Below are 22140 nucleotides of genomic sequence, written 5' to 3'. Positions count from 1 at the left end.
TTTACTTTTGGTGTCCCCGCTTTTCCTTTTTTGTAGTAATTAAAACCACACCGTTGGCAGCACGTGCACCATACAAAGCAGTTGAAGAGGCATCTTTCAGCAACGAAATACTTTCAATGTCGTTGGTGTTAAGATCGCCGATAGCACCGCCATAAGGAAACCCATCTACCACATACAATGGGGCGGAGCTGGCATTCACTGAACCAAAACCCCTGATTCGCAAGGCAGCAGAACTACCCGGCTGACCGTTGCCAGATGTGGCAGCAATACCAGGTGCAGCACCTGCAAGTGCCTGTGACAGGTTGGTGGTAAGTCTGTTCTCAAGTTGCTTTGCACCAATTGTTGAAACAGATCCTGTAATGGACTCTCTTTTTTGAGTACCATATGCAACCACCACTACTTCTGAAAGGGATTGTGCAGTAGAGGAAAGCGACACTTCAAAGTTGCTTTTATTACCAATTGCAACTTCATAGTCAACGTAGTTAACCAGTGAAATTAATAAGGCTTTGGCAGAATTTGGTACACTTAATTTGAACGTACCGTCTGCTCCTGTAGAAGTACCAATGGTGGTTCCCTTAACGATTACAGAAACACCGGGAAGAGGAGTTCCGTCTTTCTCATCTGTTACTTTACCCGTAACAGTTTTGTCCTGTGCCATCATATAAACGGAACACAGGAGCAAAGCAATAAGCATTGCAAGTTTTCTCATACTTGTTTTTGGTTTAGTTGATTAATAATATGCTTCAGGTGATTTACACAAGCATAACTTCAACTTGGTTAGAGTTTCAGTTTGTTTGGCAATATATTGGGTTTTTGTTTAAAAAAAACCACAGAAATTACAAACGGTATTACCAATAGATCATCTATTTATTAGAAAAGCTGCTTAAAAAGGGTTTATCTTAATAAAGAAGACTTTTTGTGCAAAATTAGAGACGTGTGCAGCTTGTAATAGTAAACACAGGGTTGAAGAGAAAGGAAATTGATGGAGTAAGTAAGCGAAAAAAATGACAGTCTGGGGCTACTTTCGGTATTAATATTTTCATCAATATCAACCATACAAAATATATAGTTGATTAGCAGGGTTAGCCAACAACAGCATTAATGATCAATAAGGCCTATAAATTCAATACCCCCAATTCTTCCGTCTTTAAGTAAATCTAAAACAATATCTCCTTTATTTTCTTGTTCTAAAACTATGCTTTCTTCAAACTGCCATTCGGCTCCAATTTGATTTGCAGTAGTACTATCAATGAATGAAAAATAACCATTGCTTGTCCATAGTCCTCCGGAACATTTTTGTAATCCTTCGATTACGTCCTTTCGATCAGGCTCTTGTTGTTTTACAAGTTCGATTATTTCTTCAATATTTAGTAGGTTCGTTTTTAGCATGGTATACAGTAAATAAGTTTTTGCTAATAACAACATTTCAATTTCTTCTCACTCCGGCCATCCACTCTTATCAATATTCGGAATAATCCGTAACGCATTCTTGTAATACACTTTCTTTAAAATATTATCGGGAAGTCCCATGCCATACATGGCCCAGTAGGCATGATATTTTTTATGATAAGGAAAATATTCATCTTCGGTTTCCAGCACACGGAAATATGTAGCGTATTCAGATGGGACCCAGCTGTCTTTTCCAAACAGGATCCGATCCTGGTACTTGGTAAAAAAGGCTTTCGCCATTTTCGGCTGACGGCCCAGCTCAGCAATTACAGCACCAAACTCCACCACTACATTGGGCATGGCATCGAGCAATGTACCCAGCTTTGCCAAATCATTAGGATACCATCCAAAATGCGCTGCAATGAAAGTGGTGTTGCGGTGTTTCTTAAAGAGGTTGTGCTGTTCTTCAATCAATGTTTCAAACGGCACAGGATTATCTGCTCCACGTTTGCGGTTGGGATTAATGATCAGCTCCAGCCAGCGTTCGTTGGTATTATCTAACGGATCCCAGAATGATTTAGGATCGGCTGTATGAATAATCACCGGTATTTTTAATTCACCAGCTTTCTTCCACACAGGATCAAGCCTTGCATCATCAACCGGAACACGAACGCCATTAATATCTTTTACAGAAAAACCGAGACTCTTGTAAATCTTCAATCCATTGGCTCCGTTCTTTACATCTTCTTCCAGTTGCTTTGCAGCTTTTTCACCCCATCCCGGTTCACCAACACCTTTAAAATCTACATTTGCAAATACAATAAAACGTCCGGGTTTATTTTGGTTGATATTCTTTGCGGCCTTGCTGATCTGTTCTCCGTTGCCGCCACTCAGGGTCACCATTACTCTCATATTCATCTTATCCATTTCAACAGTAAGTGTATTCAGATCCATTGTTGGCATCTGGAACTGGTGATTGTGTACATCAATAAATGGATACTTTGCTTTTGTAACCGGATGCTTCGGTACAACAAGGGTAGAAGGCGGGTTATAGGTTTCGAAATCAATTTTCTGCTGGGCAGTTGCTGCTATTGACAGCAAGAAAGAGCCAATGATAAATATCCGGTGCATGGGATGATTGTTTATTGTTGTTCAAAGAAAGGAACTAATTGAACAGAATCGTTTCCGTTTGTCATTTTTTAAAAGGGCATCTATGGATTATTAATCTCAGATTGCAGATATCTGCAATCCTGCTGTTAAACTTTGTTTTGAAGTTGGGTCAATCCTTTTAAAATTGTTTCCCTGTTCTTTTTTGAGGTCATCCATTTTGGAAGACGGCTCCCTAAACTTTTGTTTGACATTTCCTGATTATTTCTCTCCCTGAGTTTTGCTTCTATATGCGTTTTAAGGAAATCCAGGTGTTCGTAATTATAAGCACACAAGAGATTATCACAGCAATTAATTGTGAGCCAGAGCGGCAGATGAAAATAAGGATCAATTGCTCCGCCCATAACTACATATTTACCTGTTATAATTTTGTAGGGAGATGAATGTAATACTGAATCAGGTTTTTCTGCAAGATGTTTATTGTATCCGCACTTTGTACAAATCAATTTAATGTCATGATCATTCTTTTTCCCGATTGAAAGTTGTGAGGTTTTGACGATTGCCTGTCTGCTGCATGAGGGACAAACAACATAAATATCCTTTATGAAATCATAAACCTGTTTCTGATAACCGTCTTTGGTTCGTGTTGTGGGCATAGTATGAAGGAAATCATTAAATATAGGTAAGTTCTGCTCATGTTGCTGTACGGCCAAAATGAAATGGGTGTAAATGAAGTTGAAATAAAATCAGCTCAGCGAACCTGCCAATTTTAAATTTCTTATTTTCGATTTATCTTAAATAAAATGAAAAGCGATTTTCAGCGTTAAACAGTATCCACCAAAACATGGAAGACCAAAAACCATCTTCTTCAAATCGTCGAAAATTTATCATCAATGCTGCGAAAGTAGCAGGTGTTGGTGCAGTAGGATTTATTTATTTCAAAGGCTGCACCAATGATGAATCAGAAGTAGTGCCGCCACCCATCGGCAAACATGTATTTCTTACCAAACCTTACCTGCATTCCATTTTAGCTGAACGGGTGAGCATCCGCTGGATCAGTAACCTGCTGAGTTTTGGCTGGGTTGAATATGGTGAAGCAGGAAAGCTTGATCAGAAAGCTGTGCTGGTGAAAGATGGATTGGTGAATGCGTATAACCGGGTGCATGAAATTCATCTTGAACAATTAAAGCCGGGAACGGTATATCATTACCGTGTTGCATCGAAACATATAAAAAATTTTGATGGTGAGGATACAATTAACTATGGTGAAACTATTTACAGTGATACATATTCTTTCACAACCTTTAATCATACTGCAAAAGAAGTAAGCTGGTTGGTGCTGAATGATATTCATGACCGGCCCGAATCATTTCCTTTGTTGCTTAAACTGAATAAAAACAATCCTTATGATTTTGTTTTTCTGAATGGCGACATGTTCGATTTTCAAAGCGATGAAGAACAGATCATTGACCATTTGCTGAAACCATGTACCGATACATTTGCTACGCAAAAGCCGATGCTGTTTGTAAGGGGCAATCATGAAATGCGGGGAAAGTTTGCACACGGACTGAAGGATTATTTTTCCAATCCGGCTGGTTTGTACTTTACTTATCAGTTGGGGCCTGTTTTCATCATTGTGCTTGATTCAGGAGAAGAAGAAATACAAACGGGTTGGGATGATTCGGATGCGTACAGGTTAAAGCAGGCAGCATGGATGGAAAAGATCATGCAGTCGGAAGAATACCGAAAAGCAAAGTACAGGGTAGTGATGATGCATATTCCGCCGCAGTATTCATTTGAGCATAAAGGATCGCAGCATTGCAAAAAAGTTTTTTCTCCTTTGTTTGATCAATATAAAGTTGATATAGTGATTTCTGGTCATAAGCATGTGTTTGGTGTGCATCCTCCTGTAAAAGCGGTACATGATTATCCGGTGATCATTGGCGGTGGACCTTTGCCCGGCAACCGTACATTAATTAAAGTAAAAGCAAACGAAGAACAATTGCATGTTGAAATGCTGAAGGATGATGGGACTGTGGTTGGGGAGTATAAGGTGAAGGCGGTGAGGTAGAAAAGATTTATTTTAAATAACAAGCCGGTTGCAACAGCTCCTATTTGCGATTCGCAATTTGCGAATCGCAAATAATTTAGTACTTTTAGCGAAAGAGCAGATATGAAACAGCACAAAGGAATGCGCCCTCATGATATTGCCTTGTTATTAAAGATAGCAGCAAAAGGCAGTGAGCCGTGGTTAAATAAGGATTTGGCCGCAGAACTGTTTATCAGTCCTTCTGAAATTACAGAATCACTTGGCCGTTCCGCCATTGCAGGCTTAGTTGATCCATCTAAAAAAAGAGTTTTCAATAAAACATTACTTGATTTCCTGCTGCATGGAATGAAATATGTGTTTCCTGTTATTCCCGGATCATTGGTGAAAGGGTTGGCAACAGCTCAATCTGCGCCGGTAATGAGCAAGTATTTTTCATCAGCAGAGAAATATGTGTGGCCTGATGCAAATGGAAAAGAAAGAGGAATGCTGATTGAGCCACTGTACCCCGGAGCAACTAAAGCAGCATCCAGGGACGAACTGTTCTATGATTTACTGGCTTTGTGCGATGTAATAAGAGTGGGAAAGGTGAGGGAAATTAAAAAAGCAGAAGAATTACTCAGGAAACAACTGGAGAGATAAAGATGTCGCATCAAATCAATATCAGCAGGATAAAAGCAGTTGCCCGAATGTTGCAGGTTTTACAACAGCCGGTAGTGTTTGTTGGCGGGGCAACAGTTTCACTGTATGCAAGTGCTTTTGCAGCCGAAGCAAGGCCAACAGATGATGTGGATGTTGTGATTGAACTGGCTTCTTATAATGGTTATGCTATACTGGATGAACAATTGCGAAAAGCAGGGTTTATAAATGATGCAGCTTCCGGGGTGATTTGCCGTTATCAAATGCAGGGTATTGTTGTTGACATCATGCCTACAGAACCGGAAGTGATTGGGTTCAGTAATAAGTGGTATCCGGCAGGATTTAAACATGCAGAAACAATTCAACTCGACGATGTTGAGGTAAAGATTTTCTCACTGGCTTATTTTATAGCCTCCAAACTCGAAGCATTTAAGGGCAGGGGGGAAAACGATTATCGTTTCAGCAGTGATTTTGAAGACATCGTTTATGTTCTCGAAAACAATACAGATGCGGAAGAAGCATTATTGTCTGCTCCGGAAACAGTAAAAAGTTATTTGCAAAAAGAGTTCGCTCTGTTATTGCGTGATCCAAACCTGGAAGAAGGGTTGTATGCGCATCTTGAGCCTGCAAATGCACCACAACAAATCATAAAAATTGAACAACTGCTGAAACGGATTTCAGAAAAGGAGTAAGTGCTCAAATTATATAATAACTGTTGATGGTAAGGCGGACGCTGCAGATAACGGTTTAGGTGCTTTTTATGGGGGAAATGAAGAGTTATGAAGCTTTTGAACAGGCTTGCTGTGCAGACGCTCTTGTATTTCATAACGCCAACTTTTAAGTTGGGGGAGTTGTGAAAAAAGAGCAATGGCTTTAGCCATGAAATTTAATCATGGCTAAAGCCGCATATTGATTTAGTTGACCCCGACTTAAAAGTCGGGGTTATAAATAAGTTGCAATAAAATAAAACTGTGAAACGAAAGGTTGAATAATAATGTGTTTAATGCTGTTTCGTGAAGCCACGAACCAGGGCGTGGGAAGTTTTTTATCTAATAATAAATATTTTACTATGTCCAATTTATCTGTTAATAAAGCAGCACATACGAGAGAACCTTCATTATAAGGATAACTCGTTAAATTTGCGCCATTATCTACTAATATTTGAACGGTTTTTAACTTACCATGATAGCATGCCAATTTCAAAGCAGTAATCTTCGTTTCATCATGTGCTGTGTCGAACTGTGATGAATTGACCTCTGCTCCATGCTTAACAAGTAAGGCTATGATTTCATCACTATTTACTAACGAACCAGAATACCTGCAAGCATCCAGGAAAGGGGTACTGTTATCAATAGGCGACCTCAGATTTGGATCACTACCCAACATGAGCAATTTTTCAACAGAATTAATTTTATCATTTATTACAGCAAAATCTAATAAAGATTCACCAAACTTAGGTTCCTGAAAACTTATAAGAGTTGGATTTTTCCTGATCATTTCTTCAATAGAGAGTGTATCCTGTTTTGCAATTGCCTTTGCGATTTGGTATATGGGAGTATTTTTAAACAACCTGGTATTGAACCCGTTTGCCGGAGAAGTTTGGCAACTTCCACTGCTAAATAAAAACATGATAGCCATTATGAAACTTCCTATTTCTATTCTAAATGTAGTCATGCAAAAAAGTTTATTTAAGGAAACAAAATAACGGAGGTATAATAACCACCATCTTGCGAACCAAGGCGATGTCGCTACTATTATTTGTTTATTTTTTGTTTCGAACGGCGGTAAAAAACATTATTAATCCAAAGCCCATTTTTATCTGGACGAATTATTAAATCTTGCCGCAATAAGCCTTTTGGAAAATATACATAGCCTCCATCCTTTTTTATTCTGTCATACTTTTCAAGTCTCATTCTTTCTGTTTCTTTTGGGAATTCTTTTACAACTGGAGTGTCAACAAACGTCGTGTAAAAATCATCTGTGAGTTTAGGAGCTTCAAAAAAACTAAATCCGACATAATCGTAGTCCGACATTTTTGTCTTTGCAATATATGTATCGCCAAGTTTTGTCAGTATCCCTTTGTAGGTTATAAATCCACCATCAGAAGCAGAATAGCTTTTGATACTGTCCTTAAAAAATACTGGATTTTTTTCAATTGTTATTTGATTCGCTCTAATTGCCACTGATACTTCATAAAACCATTTTTCAGTTTTAAATGAGTCAATGCCATAGAAATAAATATTTCCAGCTGAGTCTATTTCCAATCCATTAAGCTCAAGAGTTGTATAGAACCCATCAATAGTTTGTGATTTGGCAGGTTGAATTAACAATAATAGAGAAATGAATATTATTGATTTTACCATAGAAGTGTTTTTTTACATGATCTGTTAGAAATACGAAGCTATGATTTATCAGCACACACAATGTTCTCTTATAATTCATTGCTCCAATAATAACTAAACGTACAAGAGTGCGATGCAACGATGCTGCTATAAAATGCTGAAGCTGGTATCAACCATGTATTCCTCTTTCTTCTTCTTTCCCTCTTTTAACTCTTAGCTCTGCCTTTATATCAGGTTCCAGCCCTAATCATAATCAGGTTGCAGATTCCAATTCCTGACGATGATTAGCTTTTTTTGTGCCTGACATCATTCTTTGCCCAAATGCACCCCTCTACTTTTACCGATAGATTGCAAACAGCAGGAATAAATGCGGGGAAACTAAAAAATAAAGTGATCCACGCAAAGTTTCCTCCATTCAAATTCAAAAAATAATTTCAACAATGGCAACAGTAAAACGAGCAACAAAGTATGTGTACTCTTTCGGCGGCGGAAAGGCCGATGGAAATGAATCCATGAAAAACTTATTGGGCGGAAAGGGAGCGAACCTGGCAGAAATGGCGGGTCATCCAAAATTACGTTTACCGGTTCCTCCGGGTTATACACTCACTACTGAAGTGTGTACGCATTATTATCAGAACAAAAAGAAATATCCTGCTGAACTGGCTGCACAGGCTCAAAAAGCGCTGGCTGCTGTTGAAAAGGAAATGGGAAAAAAATTCGGCGATGTAAATAATCCATTGCTTGTTTCTGTTCGTTCAGGTGCAAGAAAATCAATGCCCGGTATGATGGAAACTGTACTGGATATTGGACTGAATGAAAAAACAATTGAAGGTGTGATTAAACAATCGGGTGATGCACGTTTTGCTTATGATGCATACCGCCGTTTGATTATGATGTATGCTGATGTGGTAATGGAAAAAGCTGGTGGTATTGAACCCAAAGGTGGTAAAGGCATCCGCAAAGTATTAGATGAAAAATTAGAAAAAGTAAAACATACAAAAGGTTACCAGTTTGATACAGATATTACGGTTGATGAACTGAAAGCTTTGGTAAAAGATTTTAAAGCAACCATTATAAAAGTATTAGGCAAACCTTTCCCTGAAGATCCACAGGAACAATTGTGGGGAAGTATTGGTGCTGTGTTCAGCAGCTGGATGGGTAAGAGAGCAATTGAATACCGCCGCATTGAAAATATTCCTGACGAATGGGGAACTGCTGTAAACGTGCAGGCCATGGTGTTTGGTAATATGGGCGATACAAGTGCTACCGGTGTTGCGTTTACAAGAAACCCCGGTAATGGTGAAAATAAATTCTATGGTGAATACTTATTAAATGCACAGGGTGAAGATGTGGTTGCTGGTATCAGAACTCCGGCTCCTGTAAATGATTATTCAAAGAATGATCAGAGCAAACATCTTCCTACACTGGAAGAAACCATGCCAAAAGTGTATAAAGAATTGTTCCAGATTCAAAGAAGACTGGAAGTACATTATAAAGACATGCAGGATATTGAGTTTACTATTGAAAAAGGCAAACTGTACATGCTGCAGTGCCGCGTTGGTAAACGCAATGGTGTTGCTGCAGTAAGAATTGCAAGCGATATGTTTAATTCAAAACTGATTGATGCAAAAACTGCCGTTAAGAGAGTTGCGCCAAATCAATTAGTTGAATTATTACTGCCAATGCTTGATCCTGAAGTACAGAAAGTAACCAAAGCAATTGCAAAAGGTTTACCAGCAGGACCGGGTGGTGCAAAAGGCCGTGTAGTCTTTTCATCAAACGATGCAGTTGAGTGGGCAAGCAGGGGAGAGAAAGTGATTCTTGTAAGAGAAGAAACTTCACCTGAAGATGTAGATGGTATGCATAAATCACAGGCTATCCTTACAACGAAAGGTGGTATGACATCGCATGCTGCACTGGTTGCAAGAGGCTGGGGCAAATGCTGTATTGTTGGTTGCACTGATATTGAAATTCACAGTGAAACAAAATCATTCAAGGCCAACGATGGTACTTATATTAAGGAAGGTGACTGGTTAAGTCTTGACGGAACAAAAGGGTTGGTTTATTTAGGCAGTATGGCATTGGTTGATATTGACCTGGATAAAAACCTGGCGTATAAAAACCTGATGAAGCTGGTTGATAAAGTGAAAGTGATGGGTGTTCGTACCAATGCAGAAACTCCCGGTGATGCAATGCAGGGCTTCAAGTTTGGTGCAGAAGGTATTGGATTGTTCCGCACAGAACATATGTTTTATGGCGAAGGAAGTGATGAGCCATTGTTCCTGCTGCGCAAAATGATTGTAAGTAAAACTGAAAAAGAAAGACGTGAAGCATTGAACGGATTGTTCAAATATGTGAAGAAAGATATTAAGGAAACATTAGAGGTAATGAACGGACATCCCGTAACCATCCGCCTGCTCGATCCGCCACTGCATGAGTTTGTTCCTCATGACAAAGAAAAATTAAAACATCTGAGTAAAGAGTTAGGTATCAGCATGAGTATCCTTAACAGAAGGGTGCTGGCTTTACATGAAAATAACCCAATGCTTGGTCACAGAGGTGTGCGTTTGGGTATCAGCTATCCTGAAATTACTGAAATGCAGATCCGTGCCATTTTTGAAGCAACTGTTGAGCTGATCAAAAAAGGTAAGAAAGCAATGCCTGAAATCATGATCCCTGTTACCTGCGGTAAACACGAACTGAGACATCAGAAAGCAATTGTTGATACTGTATACAAGGAAACCTGCGAAAAATGGGTGTGAAGAAAATTCCTTACCTGTACGGAACAATGATTGAAATTCCACGTGCTGCTTTGAAAGCAAACAGCATGGCAGAAGAAGCCGATTTCTTCAGCTTTGGTACCAATGATTTAACTCAGATGAGCTTTGGTTTCAGCCGTGATGATATTGGTGGATTCCTGCCTAAATATCTTGATCTGAAATTGCTGCCTTCTGATCCATTCCAGACAATTGACCAGAGTGGTGTTGGTGAGCTGATAAAGATTGGTGTGGAAAGAGGACGTATTACTAAACCAAATCTGAAAATTGGTATCTGCGGTGAACATGGTGGCGATCCTGAAAGTGTAATTTTCTGTCACAGAATTGGAATGAACTATGTAAGCTGTTCACCATTCCGTGTGCCGATTGCACGTTTGGCCGCAGCACATGCAGCAATCGATTTTCCAAGAAAATAAAAGAACAGGGAAGTAATTCATACTACAGGCAGTTGAATGATTATGACCCGAAAAGTAAAGGCCACCGCAAGGTGGCCTTTAGTATTTTATTCAGTTAAAGAAAAATGGCTTAATTCAGTTGAAGCTGTTCAATGATCTCATTCATGTTAATCCCGGTATGGCTTTCATCGTACACACATTTTCCGTCTTTAATCAGCAGTATTTGGGGTGATTCATGTTCTACACCAAAACGCTCCGCAACAGAGTTGGAAAGCTGACGGTAAGAGATGAGGTCGAGATAATAAAAGGAAGCTTCTTCAGGTGCGGTGCTTTTTTCTAAACGGCTTTTGGCCACTGAGCTGATGCTGCAACGGGTGCTGTGTTTAAAAATAACCTGTGGCTTTTGCTGAGATAAATTGATTAATTGCTCCAGTGTTTCAGGGGAGTTTAACGGAATCCAGTTCATATTTCTTCACAATTAATAACTCAGGCTCTGAAAGGTTTTGTTTTTGCTGAAGTAGGGCAACCGGTGCTTGAACGTGTACCAGCGCATGAGCTGAAAATAAACGTTGTAACTGCGGCAACTAAGAGGGCGGTCATGATTTTTTTCATGTTTGTTCGGATTTGAGGTCTGTAAAATTAGCTTTCTTTTTTAAGAATCAACACTTTTCAGCATAAAGAACGTAAAACTCCTCAGTTTATGATACTGTTGGGTGCATTTGTTTAGTTATTTTTGCCGCATGAGCAGCCAGCTTCCCCTCAGCTTTGAACCAAATAACCAACCAACAAGTGATTCCATGAGTTTACAACTGAAACGCCCCCTGTCCGTGATTGATCTTGAAACTACCGGAATCAACGTCGGCAGTGACCGTATTGTAGAAATAGCAATCGTTAAAATAATGCCCGATGGAACCAGGCAGGTAAAGCGGAAGCTGATTAATCCTGAAATGCCCATTCCTCCCGGTGCAACTGAAGTACACGGTATCAGTAATGAAATGGTGAAGGATGCCCCAACCTTTAAACAGGCCGCCAATGAAATAAAAATGTTCATGGCTAATTCTGACCTGGCAGGTTATAATTCCAACCGTTTTGATATTCCTCTGCTCGTAGAAGAATTTTTGCGTGCAGGACTGGATATTGAGTTAAATGATCGTCTGTTACTGGATGTGCAGCGTGTGTATCATATGATGGAGCAAAGGACATTATCAGCTGCCTATAAATTCTATTGTGACAAAGTACTTGACGGTGCTCACAGTGCAGAGGTTGATGCAACTGCAACCTGGGAAGTACTGGAGGCACAGGTAAGCCGCTATCCTCAAATTGGAAAGAGTGTGGAAGAGATTGTGAAGTTTACCGGTGATGACCAGATTGTGGATTTTGCCCGCCGTTTTGTAATGGAAAATGGAGTGGAGGTGTTTAATTTCGGCAAGCATAAAGGAAAACCTGTTACACTGGTATTAAAACAGGAACCACAGTATTACGACTGGATGATGAAAGGCGATTTTCCACTTCACACCAAACAAAAACTGACAGAAATTTTAAACCGTACGCTGTTAAAGAAGAACTAAACAAATGGGCTTTTTGTTAACACAGAACAACTGTTTTTTGAAATAAACTATATTGCAACGCAAATAATTCATATTGGAAAAATTAGTCATCATACCTACCTATAACGAGAAGGAAAATATTGAGAATATTATTCGTGCAGTTTTTACTTTGCACAATGATTTTCACATATTGGTTATTGATGACGGTTCTCCTGATGGAACAGCTCAAAGTGTAAAAAACCTTCAGACATTATTTCCTGATAAATTATTTATTGAAGAGCGGAAAGGTAAACTTGGATTAGGCACTGCTTATATTCACGGTTTTAAATGGGCCATTGAAAAAGGCTATGCGTTCATTTGTGAAATGGATGCTGACTTCAGTCATAACCCAGCAGATCTTGAACGTTTGGTACATGCCTGTAAATATGAAGGTGCTGATGTAGCAGTTGGCAGCCGTTATGTAAAAGGTGGTGCAGTTGCCAACTGGCCGCAAAACAGAATTTTACTTTCAAAAGGTGCGTCACTTTATACAAGAATCATCACCTGGATGCCGGTGATGGATCCTACTGCCGGCTTTGTATGTTATAAAAAGGAAGTGCTCGAATCAATTGATCTTGACGGCATCCGTTTTGTTGGATATGCTTTCCAGATTGAAATGAAATTTGCTTCCTGGAAACTGAAGTTTAAGATCAAAGAAGTGCCCATCACTTTTGTTGACCGCAAGCTGGGTGTAAGTAAAATGAATAAAGGAATTGTAAAAGAAGGAATACTCGGCGTATTAAAACTCCGCTGGCACAGCCTCTTTAAAAACTACCATGTGCGTATTAAGAAAACAGTGGAACCTGTTTCAAAATTCACACCCGATGAGGTAGTGGCTCAAAGCAATTCCTGATTGATTCATGAATGCAACCACCAAAGCTTTTCTGCAATTACATACTGCAGTTTTTCTTGCAGGATTTACAGGAGTACTTGGCCGTTTAATTGATCTCAACGAAGGCTGGCTGGTTTGGTACCGGATGTTGCTTTCAACCCTTATTTTATTACTCATTCTTTTATTCAGTAAAAAAAGTATCCGCATTGAACGGAAGTACCTGTTTCAATGTATTTCTGTAGGAGGTATGATTGCCCTGCATTGGGTGTTCTTTTACGGCAGTATAAAATATGCCAACATATCAATTGCTCTGGTTTGTTTTGCAGCAACCGGGTCGTTTACAGCTATACTTGAGCCAATGATTTATAAACGGAAAATTGATCTGTTTGAAATTCTTCTTGGACTGCTTGTACTGCTGGGTATTTATCTTATGTTTCATTTTGATGTGCAGTATAAAACAGGGATACTGTTAGGTGTTGCAGCTGCATTCTTATCTACCTTGTTTCCAATCTTTAATAAACGGATTATCCAGAAAGTACCGGCAGCTAATCTTACTTTATATGAATTGGGCGGGGGATGGCTGCTGTTAAGTTTGTTACTTCCTTTTTATCTGCAATTTTCTCCGGCCTCGACTGCAATTCCATCCGTAAGCGATTGGTTCTGGTTACTGATGCTGTCTATATTTTGTACTGTACTTGCGTTTCAATTATCTGTGAGTGCATTAAAAAAGATATCTGCTTTTACTGCTAATCTTACCTATAATCTTGAACCGGTTTATGGAATTGCCCTGGCCTTTTTTATTTATCATGAAAACAAAGATTTGGGCAAAGGTTTTTACCTGGGTATCAGTTTAATTCTGCTGAGTGTGTTGATTCAAACACTCAGGGTATGGAAGAAACGAACCACTTAATACCCGTAAAAGAGTACTTCTTTTTCAAGTGATTCTTTTCTAACTTAACAGGTGCAATTAATAAATCTGCCTGTATGTTGTTTGCAATCCTTTTACTGCTGATCATTCTGCTGTTTGTTTTAATTTTCTTTCTCATCATTAAACCTATACTTATGTCAACACAAAACATGCTGAGCCGTTATCATTTCCACGTACAATGGGGTGGTACAAGAATCGGATTTATGGAAGTATCCGGACTGGACATTGAAATTGAAGCTGTTTCTTACCGTGAAGGGTCAAGTCCTGAAGACAGCTCAAGAAAACTGCCGGGCTTGCGAAAATTCTCAAACATTATATTGAAGCGTGGTATTGTTGCCGGCGACAATGAATTCTTCGACTGGATCAATACGAAACGCATCGATTCCATTGAACGGAGAGATGTAGTGATTTCTTTATTAAATGAAGATCATGCAACTGTTGTTACATGGAAATTAAAGAATGCATTTCCTGTTCATTATTTCGGGCCAGTACTTTTATCAAACGATGGTAACCCTGCTGTTGAAACACTTGTGCTAACCCATGAAGGAATCAGCATTGAAACATCCTGATTAAAACTCAAGTATAAAACCAATTGTCGGCGTTACACTGGGATCATTGTTCTGTAATATGAGTGGAATTGCATTGCTGCCATCAAAAGCAACGGGTTTATTGTTTGTACTTGCAAATGCTGAATTATCTGCCGTACGTTTAAATGTGTATTGTGGAAATGCCGGGCTCTTTGCCAAATACCAATTGCTTACATCCAGGAAAACATCAAGGGTCATTTTTTTCCAGTTCCATTTTTTATCAATACGTACATCACTTGCATGAAACACATCCAAACGGTTTTGATTGAGTTTTGCATTATCAAGAACTCCTTCACCTAAGCTCAGGTAGTTCTGCCTGCTGGCTGTTTCATCAAATGGCGTATAAGGTGCTCCTCCCTGAAAACGGAACTTCAAACCCAGTTCCCAGTTGCGTGAAAATTTATAGCCCCAGGTAACACTTAAGAGATGGCGGTTATCCCATGCACTTGAAACATACTTGTTATCAGCACCACTGAATTGGCTTACAAACAAAGTATAACTGAACACGCCATAAAAACGTTTCGTGAGTTTCTGTTGTGCAAATAATTCAACCCCATAAGTTCTCCCTTTTCCCGTACTGATTACATCTTCATTTCCTAAAACATTAAAGTCGCCGCCCCGGTTAGCAAGGTTTACCCCGTCACGAACACTCACCGGCATATTTCCATACTGTTTGTAAAAGCCTTCTATTGTAAAACGTGTTGTATTCTTTGGCAGAAATTCCAGGCCAATTACATAATGATCGCTGCGCTGATATTTTGCATCTTTATTTACAAGATTGCCTGCATTGTTTTCAAAACCAAGAATGGTGTATGGTGCCAGTTTATAATAGCGGCCAATGCTTGCATTTACTGTCCATTCATCACTTAACACATAACTCAGTCCAATGCGTGGACTGAAGCTGTGAAACAAATTCATTCCTTTATCCGTAAATGTATTTCCATCCATTCGGATGCCGAAGTTTACACCCAGCCTGTTGTCAAAGAAACGTTTCCCTGCCTGTGCAAATGCTCCCAGTCTTGCAAAATTGATTGAAGAGTTGAACGTTGATTTGATTTCGGGCTGAATAATATTGTTATTGGTATCTCTTACTTCAGCCCTGATTCTTGCAAAGCCATTATTGCTGAATTGCACATATTGAACAACTGCACCGTAACTCAGTTTCCATCCACCAACAGTTTGATTGACATCAAACCTGAATTTATTTTCTGTTTCGTTCGAGTTAAGATCAAGTGATTGTTGCGATGGCTTTGGATTCAAATTATCTTCAAAACGGGTAATACCATTGTTGAAAGCATTCCGGCTCAAAGCGAAATTCATGTAACCGTTTTTGATATTTCGTTTCAATGCTGCACCAACTGTATAGTTCCATTGATTGATATTGGGGTTGCTGTTGAGAATATAAATTTTTTCCGGTGTTGACTCAGATGGTGCTGCAAAACTGAACTCATCAATTGCACCAACTCCTAAAAAAGTCAACGTTGTTTTCTTATTGATTTGGTGAGTAACCTTGTATTGAAAATCCCAGTAGTTGGGACGGATGGGTAAATCAATTGCTTTAAACAGGAACTGCAAGTAACTTCTGCGTGCACTTGCCAGAAAGGTTGTCTTTTTACTTTTGCTTAATGGGCCTTCAAGTGTTGCAGCCAGTTCTGTAGCACTTAAACGCACATTTCCCTGTACATGACTGCTGCTTCCTTTTTTCTGTTTGAATTCAAACACACTGCTGAGTGCATTATCATAACGGGCATCAAAAGCCGAAGAGGAAAGTTTTACATCTTCAATAAAACTCACATTGAGAATACCTGTTGGTCCGCCACCGGAACCCTGTGTGGCAAAATGGTTAATAACGGGAATTTCAATTCCATCTAAGTAAAAAACATTTTCGCCGGGGCCACCTCCACGGATGATGATATCATTCCTGAAGCCGCCAACGCTTCCGGCAGTTCCTCCAACACCCGGCAGGGTATTGATCACCCGGCTGATATCAAAGTTGCCTCCGGGGTTTGCTTTAATTTCTTCTGTTGTTAAGCGCTGTACGCTTAAGGGAGTTTCAAGCGTGGCAACCTTTGCTGTTCGTCTTCCCGTAACTGTTATCTCGCCAATTGATTTTATTTCCGGCTCCAGTTCAATGGAAAAATTCAGTTCATTTCCTGAAGTAAGAACTACATTGAAAATGGTGTACGACTTATATCCAACCCTGGTGAAGAGTATATTGTACGAACGGGTGTCAATATTCATGATCCGGAAACGGCCAAGCGAGTCGGTGACCGTTCCAAATTCAGTATTTTCTACTTTTATACTTACTCCGTATAACGGAAGCTGATTGCTTTTGTCAATCACTGTACCTGCAATAACACCTTTATTTTGTGCAGCTAAGGGTTTTGAAAATCCAATCAGGAGGAGGATTATGCCTGCTATAATTCTGTTCATAAGTTGTTTATTCCACTCGTGTAAAACAAGACAGTGTGTAAATTGTTTAATTTATCTTGTCGAATCTAAAAATAATTGCACATGAGAAAACTATTTCCCGGAATATTCCTGTTGATGTTACCATTGATTTCAATGGCCCAGAGTAAAAAGCCGCTTGATCATTCGGTTTACGACAAATGGCAGAGCATTCAAAGTCCGCAGATAAGTAATGATGGGAAATGGGTGCTTTACATGGTTAACCCGCAGGAAGGGGATGGCGAGTTGATCATTCAGTCAACCGACGGAAAATACAAGAAATCAATAGCAAGAGGATATAACTCACTTATAACACAGGACAGCCGTTTTGTGGTATTCAAAATCCGTCCGTTATTTAAAGACACAAGAGATGCAAGAATTAAGAAGAAAAGACCGGATGATATGCCAAAGGATAGTCTTGCCATTGTTGAATTCGGAAAAGACAGTGTTTGGAAAGTGGCCAAAGTAAAAACATACAAAGCCCCGGAAAAAGGAAGTGGCTGGCTTGCCTATCATATGGAAAAAACGATGCCCGAACCAGCTAAACCACAGGCCAAGCCTGATTCACTGACACAGATTAATAAAATGGTTTCAATGGCTGACTCCCTGATGAGAATTGCCGACAGTTTAAAGAACAAAGCCAATGAAGCAAAAACAAAAGGCTTAACTGTTTTACAACCTGCTAAAAAAGAAACAAAGCCTGGAGCAGTTAAACCTACGGATGATCCGGTGGAAGAAGGAACTGAACTGGTTGTAAGAAATACAGTAACCGGTGAGGAAAAGAAATTCAAATTAGTGAGCGATTATTATTTCAGTGAAAAAGGAAATGCACTTTTGATTGAAACAACCAAAAAGAATGGGGATACCTTATCAAGAGCAACCGTGTTGTGGATGAATACTGCAACAGGAAAGATTGATACAGTAATGAAAGGATTTAATGAGGCAAAGAATTTTGCTTTTGATGAAGAAGGAAATCAACTGGCATTTGTTGCAGAAAGAGACAGTGTAGCCAAAGCATTGAGAAAATTTTATAAGCTATGGTATTATAAGCCGGGGCTTGACAGTGCAAAACTGAAAGCAGACAGAAAAACGGCAGGTATAAAATCAGGCATGACGGTGAGTCCTGATTTTATGAATAGATTCAGTCAGAACGGGAAACGGTTGTTTTTTGGATTGACACCTGTCCGTCAGCCAAAGGATACCAACATTGTTGATTTCGAAACAGCAAGACTCGATATATGGAACTACAAGGATGATGAACTGCAGCCACAGCAATTATTACAGGCAACAATGGAATTACGCAGAAGTTATTTGTCTGTTATTCATGATGACGCTAATACAACTGTTTCTTTAGCGGATGAAAACCTTGAACGCATTGAATTAGCTGATGAAGACAATGGAGATATTGCATTAGGTGAATCAACTAAAGGTTACCGGGTACAAAATCAATGGGAGCAATTCAATTATCAAAAACTGTTCCTGGTGAATGTAAGAACCGGTGAACGGAAAATGATTGCTGATAAAATAAGAGGCGGGGGAATTATTTCACCCAAAGGAAAATTTGTTGGCTGGTATGATTGGAAGGGTAGGAACTATATTGTGTATGATATAGCAACTGGTAAAACGATCAACGCTACAAAAGATATTAAAGTTCCATTGTATGATGAAGATGATGATCATCCCGATGATCCGCCGCCACATGGTATTATGGGCTGGCATGAAAACGATGCAGCGATGTATGTGTATGATAAGTTTGATATCTGGAAAGTTGATCCAACCGGTGCAACAAAACCTGTTTGTATTACCAATGGAATCGGTCGTAAAAAACAGCTTACATTCCGCAATACTGTGTTAGACAGGGAGCAAAGGTTTATTAAAAATGGTCAAACCTTACTGCTGAATACATTTGATAATAAGGAAAAAGGAAGTGGTTGGGTTATATATAAAGCAGGTGATCCGTTTTTATTAAACGAAACAATACCTGCAACAAACCCAATGGCCTTTAATGCATTTGGCGGAACAGCAAAAGCAAAGAACAGTGATGCACTGGTGTATACTGCAATGACTCCACAAATGAGTCCTTCTTTATTCTCAACAACAGTTGCCAACGCACAGGATCAGAAATCAGCAGTTCAATTAAGCACAATTAATGAACAGCAGAAAGGTTACAACTGGTATACTGTTGAGCTGCATAAATGGAAAATGTTTGATGGAAAAGAATCTGAAGGTTTGTTATTCAAACCGGAGAATTTTGATCCCACTAAAAAATATCCTGTTATTTTTTATTTCTATGAAAAGAATGCAGATACCAGGTACAATTACCGTACACCTGCGCCAAGTGCATCAACGATCAACATCGCATATTTTACCAGCAATGGTTATTTAGTATTTGATCCAAACATTTATTACAAAAACGGTCAGCCGGGAGAAAGCGCCTACAACTCTGTTGTAAGTGCAGCGAAATATCTCAGCAAAATGAAATTTGTTGACAGTACAAAGATGGCGATACAGGGTCAGAGCTGGGGAGGCTACCAGGTTGCCTACTTAGTTACAAGAACAAACATCTTTGCAGCAGCCGGAGCAGGTGCACCGGTAAGCAATATGTTCAGTGCATACGGTGGTATTCGCTGGGGTTCAGGTATCAGCCGCCAGTTCCAGTATGAAAAATCACAGACACGTATTGGCTTTACTCCATGGCAGCGTCCTGATCTTTACACAAAGAATTCGCCTTTGTTTAAAGCAGACAAAGTAACAACTCCATTGCTGCTGATGCATAATGACAAAGATGGTGCTGTACCCTGGTACCAGAGTATTGAATACTTTACTGCATTGAGAAGATTAGATAAAAAAGTGTGGCTGTTACAATACAATGACGAAGACCATAATTTGGTTGAACGCAGAAATAGAAAAGATTTGTCTGTTCGTTTGGCACAATTCTTTGATCACTACCTGAAAGAAGCACCCATGCCAGTGTGGATGAGTGAAGGTGTACCTGCGATCAAGAAAGGAGTTGACTGGGGATTGAAAGTAGAATAAACAGATTGCCTCAAAATAACAAAGCCAACATTTAAAATGTTGGCTTTGTTATTTTATGCGGCAGCCAGAAATTTCACAAAGCTCCGTTTAGCAATTGGTAAAAAGGTTTCATCAACCGGGTAAGACAAATTAGTTTCAATACAATACACTGCCGGGTTATGTAACTGGGCTTTACTGCGGATTAGTTCGCCCTTGATATTTTCATAACTGTTGGCAATATTGCTGATCCAGCTGTCAACGAAATTTGTTTTAAGTGTGCGGTAGTGTTCATCGTGACGTTCAAAAAAACCAAGCCGGTACTGGTACACTTTGGTTTGCTTTTCATGTGTACTGCGGAGAAATAAATAACCTTCGCTTGTGTCTAAAGGAATAATGCCGATTGGCTGAATGCTGATGCTCTGCTCCACCATTTCATAAATTTCTGTTCCGCTGCTGATGGTATTTTTCATTTCAGCAATAGAATAATGCATAATGGTTTCCAGTTCCTGCATCAGTTCATCGTCTTCAATCATCTGCTCATACAGCATCTGCAGTTTTTCCAGTTGAATTCCGGTGAGCTTTTTGGGAAACTGCTCCTGCAGGTATTTTTTGTTCTCCCTGAAAGCAACAAGATTGTTATAGTGAAAGATGACATCGGCCAGCTGCGGATAAAGCTTGGCTTCATTAAAATAGTTGTTGACTTGCTGCAAATAGGCGAGGAGTGTATATTTTTTTAACTCAAAATCAATGTAGCCATCTGCAAACCAGGTTTCGGATAATGTCTTCATGATTGAGGATTTTACGGTTTATTGTTTCTTAAATTTACAAAACTCTTTGATTAATTAAAAGAACAACTTACTTTATCGTTTCAAACCAACCATTATGCGCTCTATTTTAACGTTCGCTTTTCTCTTGGTTCTGCTTACATCCTGTAACAGGAACACTTTTTATATTGTACGTCATGCTGAGAAAGCAACAGCAGCGGCAAATATGAGCAGTGATGTTCCATTGACTGAAGCCGGGCAGCAAAGAGCGATTGCTTTAAAGAATGTTCTGCCAAAAGAAAAAATTGAATCCATTTTTTCTACGCAAACAATCCGGACTACATCAACCGCAAAACCTTTGGCTGAGCTCAAGGGAATTACTATTCAGATGTATAGTACGAGAGATACAGTTGACCGTTTTATCAGCCGTTTAAAAAGTATTAAGAAAGGTTCAGTCTTGATTGTTGGACATTCCAATACGGTTGATGACCTCGTAAATAAAATGATGGGACAGAATTTGCTGACTGATCTTCCAGAAACAGAATACGACAACCTGTTTATTGTAAAGAGGAAAGGGAAGAAGTATTTGTTTGAACGAAAGAAGTATTGATCATGGCTAAAGCCAGTAACTCATAAACAGTAACCCCGACTTAAAAGCCGGAGTTGTTTATTTTAATTGAAGACGATTAATAGCTTTTAAAACCTTTGTTCTATTTTTCGATAATTTGATAAAATCCGGCAACTTCCAGATTAAGGAGTATTTACCACCACTTACGGCTTCTCTGAGTTTTGCCGCCACATATTTTTCAGGTAATCCAGATGTTCAAAATTATATGCCCATAAAACATTTTCATCGACTGGGATTTGCAGCCAAAGTTGTAGACCAAAATATGGATCGGTTGCTTGTTTACTATTTGCGTAAGTCAAAGTATAGTGAACATCATACTTTTTCTCCTGCTCACAAGTTTGACATTTAACTTCGATTTTATCCTGAAATTTATTTACTTTTTTACTGAATTTTAAAATGCTGCCACAATAACCACAATTTGAGTTAGCAGGGGAAATTATTATTGGCCCATACCATAAATTCTCGTCCAACGACTTATAACAATTATTACATCTGAATATCGCTTTTGACTTTGTAGAAAATGGGACTGTATATTCTCCCTGTTCTGCATAAACATTTGCCCGATGATTGCAGTGAGGACATGCAACAAGAACTTCATCTGCAAACGTTGCAAGATTTTTGAATGATTTATCTGTTCGTGAGTTCAAATCCATAAC

Annotated in this window: 19 protein-coding genes and 1 pseudogene; 10 read left to right on the top strand and 10 right to left on the bottom strand. The window is 39.2% G+C overall.

Going from position 1 to position 22140, the window contains the following annotated elements:
- Nucleotide 1: 1 nt before the first annotated feature.
- The 4 genes from IPK31_17810 to IPK31_17795 all read right to left on the bottom strand — a co-directional run bounded on the left by IPK31_17810 (nt 2) and on the right by IPK31_17795 (nt 3152).
- The gene (locus IPK31_17810) at nt 2-709 is read right to left on the bottom strand and encodes a TonB-dependent receptor plug domain-containing protein (GenBank protein ID MBK8089627.1); all 708 of its coding nucleotides are present in this window, start codon (nt 707-709) and stop codon (nt 2-4) included.
- A 389-nt stretch (nt 710-1098) separates the two neighbouring features.
- On the bottom strand, nt 1099-1425 hold the full coding sequence (locus IPK31_17805) for a hypothetical protein (GenBank protein ID MBK8089626.1): 327 nt from the start codon (nt 1423-1425) through the stop codon (nt 1099-1101).
- A gap of 12 nt (nt 1426-1437) precedes the next feature.
- Complete coding sequence (locus IPK31_17800; protein MBK8089625.1) at nt 1438-2520, bottom strand: amidohydrolase; 1083 nt, start codon at nt 2518-2520, stop codon at nt 1438-1440.
- Nucleotides 2521-2645: 125 nt separating this feature from the next.
- On the bottom strand, nt 2646-3152 hold the full coding sequence (locus IPK31_17795) for a hypothetical protein (GenBank protein MBK8089624.1): 507 nt from the start codon (nt 3150-3152) through the stop codon (nt 2646-2648).
- Between the two features lie 188 nt (nt 3153-3340).
- On the opposite strand from IPK31_17795, the gene IPK31_17790 reads away from it, so the two are divergent.
- From IPK31_17790 to IPK31_17780, 3 genes are all read left to right on the top strand, one after another.
- Nucleotides 3341-4567: a metallophosphoesterase family protein gene (locus IPK31_17790; GenBank protein ID MBK8089623.1), complete on the top strand. Its 1227-nt coding sequence runs from the start codon at nt 3341-3343 to the stop codon at nt 4565-4567.
- Nucleotides 4568-4669: 102 nt separating this feature from the next.
- Nucleotides 4670-5185, top strand: a complete 516-nt coding sequence (locus tag IPK31_17785) for a hypothetical protein (GenBank protein ID MBK8089622.1) — start codon at nt 4670-4672, stop codon at nt 5183-5185.
- 2 nt (nt 5186-5187) lie between these two features.
- Nucleotides 5188-5874, top strand: a complete 687-nt coding sequence (locus tag IPK31_17780; GenBank protein MBK8089621.1) for a nucleotidyl transferase AbiEii/AbiGii toxin family protein — start codon at nt 5188-5190, stop codon at nt 5872-5874.
- A 250-nt stretch (nt 5875-6124) separates the two neighbouring features.
- Here the strand turns inward: IPK31_17780 and IPK31_17775 are convergent, their stop codons facing one another.
- Together IPK31_17775 and IPK31_17770 are read right to left on the bottom strand one after the other, a co-directional pair.
- On the bottom strand, nt 6125-6856 hold the full coding sequence (locus IPK31_17775) for an ankyrin repeat domain-containing protein (protein ID MBK8089620.1): 732 nt from the start codon (nt 6854-6856) through the stop codon (nt 6125-6127).
- Between the two features lie 80 nt (nt 6857-6936).
- The gene (locus IPK31_17770) at nt 6937-7545 is read right to left on the bottom strand and encodes a hypothetical protein (protein MBK8089619.1); all 609 of its coding nucleotides are present in this window, start codon (nt 7543-7545) and stop codon (nt 6937-6939) included.
- A 419-nt stretch (nt 7546-7964) separates the two neighbouring features.
- On the opposite strand from IPK31_17770, the pseudogene IPK31_17765 reads away from it, so the two are divergent.
- Nucleotides 7965-10717 (top strand): annotated as a pseudogene (locus IPK31_17765) (pyruvate, phosphate dikinase).
- A gap of 109 nt (nt 10718-10826) precedes the next feature.
- On the opposite strand, the gene ytxJ reads toward IPK31_17765, so the two are convergent.
- Nucleotides 10827-11162 carry a bacillithiol system redox-active protein YtxJ gene (ytxJ, locus tag IPK31_17760; GenBank protein ID MBK8089618.1) on the bottom strand — a complete coding sequence of 112 codons (336 nt, stop codon included), beginning with the start codon at nt 11160-11162 and terminating at the stop codon, nt 10827-10829.
- Nucleotides 11163-11493: 331 nt separating this feature from the next.
- Between ytxJ and IPK31_17755 the strand changes: the two genes are divergently transcribed.
- The 4 genes from IPK31_17755 to IPK31_17740 all read left to right on the top strand — a co-directional run bounded on the left by IPK31_17755 (nt 11494) and on the right by IPK31_17740 (nt 14611).
- Nucleotides 11494-12264 carry a 3'-5' exonuclease gene (locus IPK31_17755; protein MBK8089617.1) on the top strand — a complete coding sequence of 257 codons (771 nt, stop codon included), beginning with the start codon at nt 11494-11496 and terminating at the stop codon, nt 12262-12264.
- Nucleotides 12265-12337: 73 nt separating this feature from the next.
- On the top strand, nt 12338-13135 hold the full coding sequence (locus IPK31_17750) for a polyprenol monophosphomannose synthase (GenBank protein ID MBK8089616.1): 798 nt from the start codon (nt 12338-12340) through the stop codon (nt 13133-13135).
- Between the two features lie 7 nt (nt 13136-13142).
- On the top strand, nt 13143-14024 hold the full coding sequence (locus IPK31_17745; GenBank protein MBK8089615.1) for a DMT family transporter: 882 nt from the start codon (nt 13143-13145) through the stop codon (nt 14022-14024).
- A gap of 152 nt (nt 14025-14176) precedes the next feature.
- Nucleotides 14177-14611 (top strand): phage tail protein, encoded by a 435-nt coding sequence (locus IPK31_17740; protein ID MBK8089614.1) that lies wholly within the window; start codon nt 14177-14179, stop codon nt 14609-14611.
- Here the strand turns inward: IPK31_17740 and IPK31_17735 are convergent, their stop codons facing one another.
- Nucleotides 14612-17062 carry a TonB-dependent receptor gene (locus tag IPK31_17735; GenBank protein MBK8089613.1) on the bottom strand — a complete coding sequence of 817 codons (2451 nt, stop codon included), beginning with the start codon at nt 17060-17062 and terminating at the stop codon, nt 14612-14614.
- Between the two features lie 81 nt (nt 17063-17143).
- Here IPK31_17735 and IPK31_17730 point away from each other — a divergent pair, with 81 nt between their 5' ends.
- The gene (locus tag IPK31_17730; protein MBK8089612.1) at nt 17144-20113 is read left to right on the top strand and encodes a S9 family peptidase; all 2970 of its coding nucleotides are present in this window, start codon (nt 17144-17146) and stop codon (nt 20111-20113) included.
- A gap of 53 nt (nt 20114-20166) precedes the next feature.
- Here IPK31_17730 and IPK31_17725 read toward each other — a convergent pair whose 3' ends face one another.
- On the bottom strand, nt 20167-20880 hold the full coding sequence (locus tag IPK31_17725) for a hypothetical protein (GenBank protein MBK8089611.1): 714 nt from the start codon (nt 20878-20880) through the stop codon (nt 20167-20169).
- A gap of 94 nt (nt 20881-20974) precedes the next feature.
- On the opposite strand from IPK31_17725, the gene IPK31_17720 reads away from it, so the two are divergent.
- On the top strand, nt 20975-21466 hold the full coding sequence (locus IPK31_17720; GenBank protein MBK8089610.1) for a histidine phosphatase family protein: 492 nt from the start codon (nt 20975-20977) through the stop codon (nt 21464-21466).
- Between the two features lie 161 nt (nt 21467-21627).
- Here IPK31_17720 and IPK31_17715 read toward each other — a convergent pair whose 3' ends face one another.
- The gene (locus tag IPK31_17715; GenBank protein MBK8089609.1) at nt 21628-22137 is read right to left on the bottom strand and encodes a hypothetical protein; all 510 of its coding nucleotides are present in this window, start codon (nt 22135-22137) and stop codon (nt 21628-21630) included.
- Between the last annotated feature and the right edge of the window lie 3 nt (nt 22138-22140).

It is taken from the genome of Chitinophagaceae bacterium, assembly GCA_016713085.1.
Classification (GTDB): Bacteria; Bacteroidota; Bacteroidia; order Chitinophagales; family Chitinophagaceae; genus Lacibacter.
This window is presented reverse-complemented; position numbering and strand designations above follow the sequence as displayed.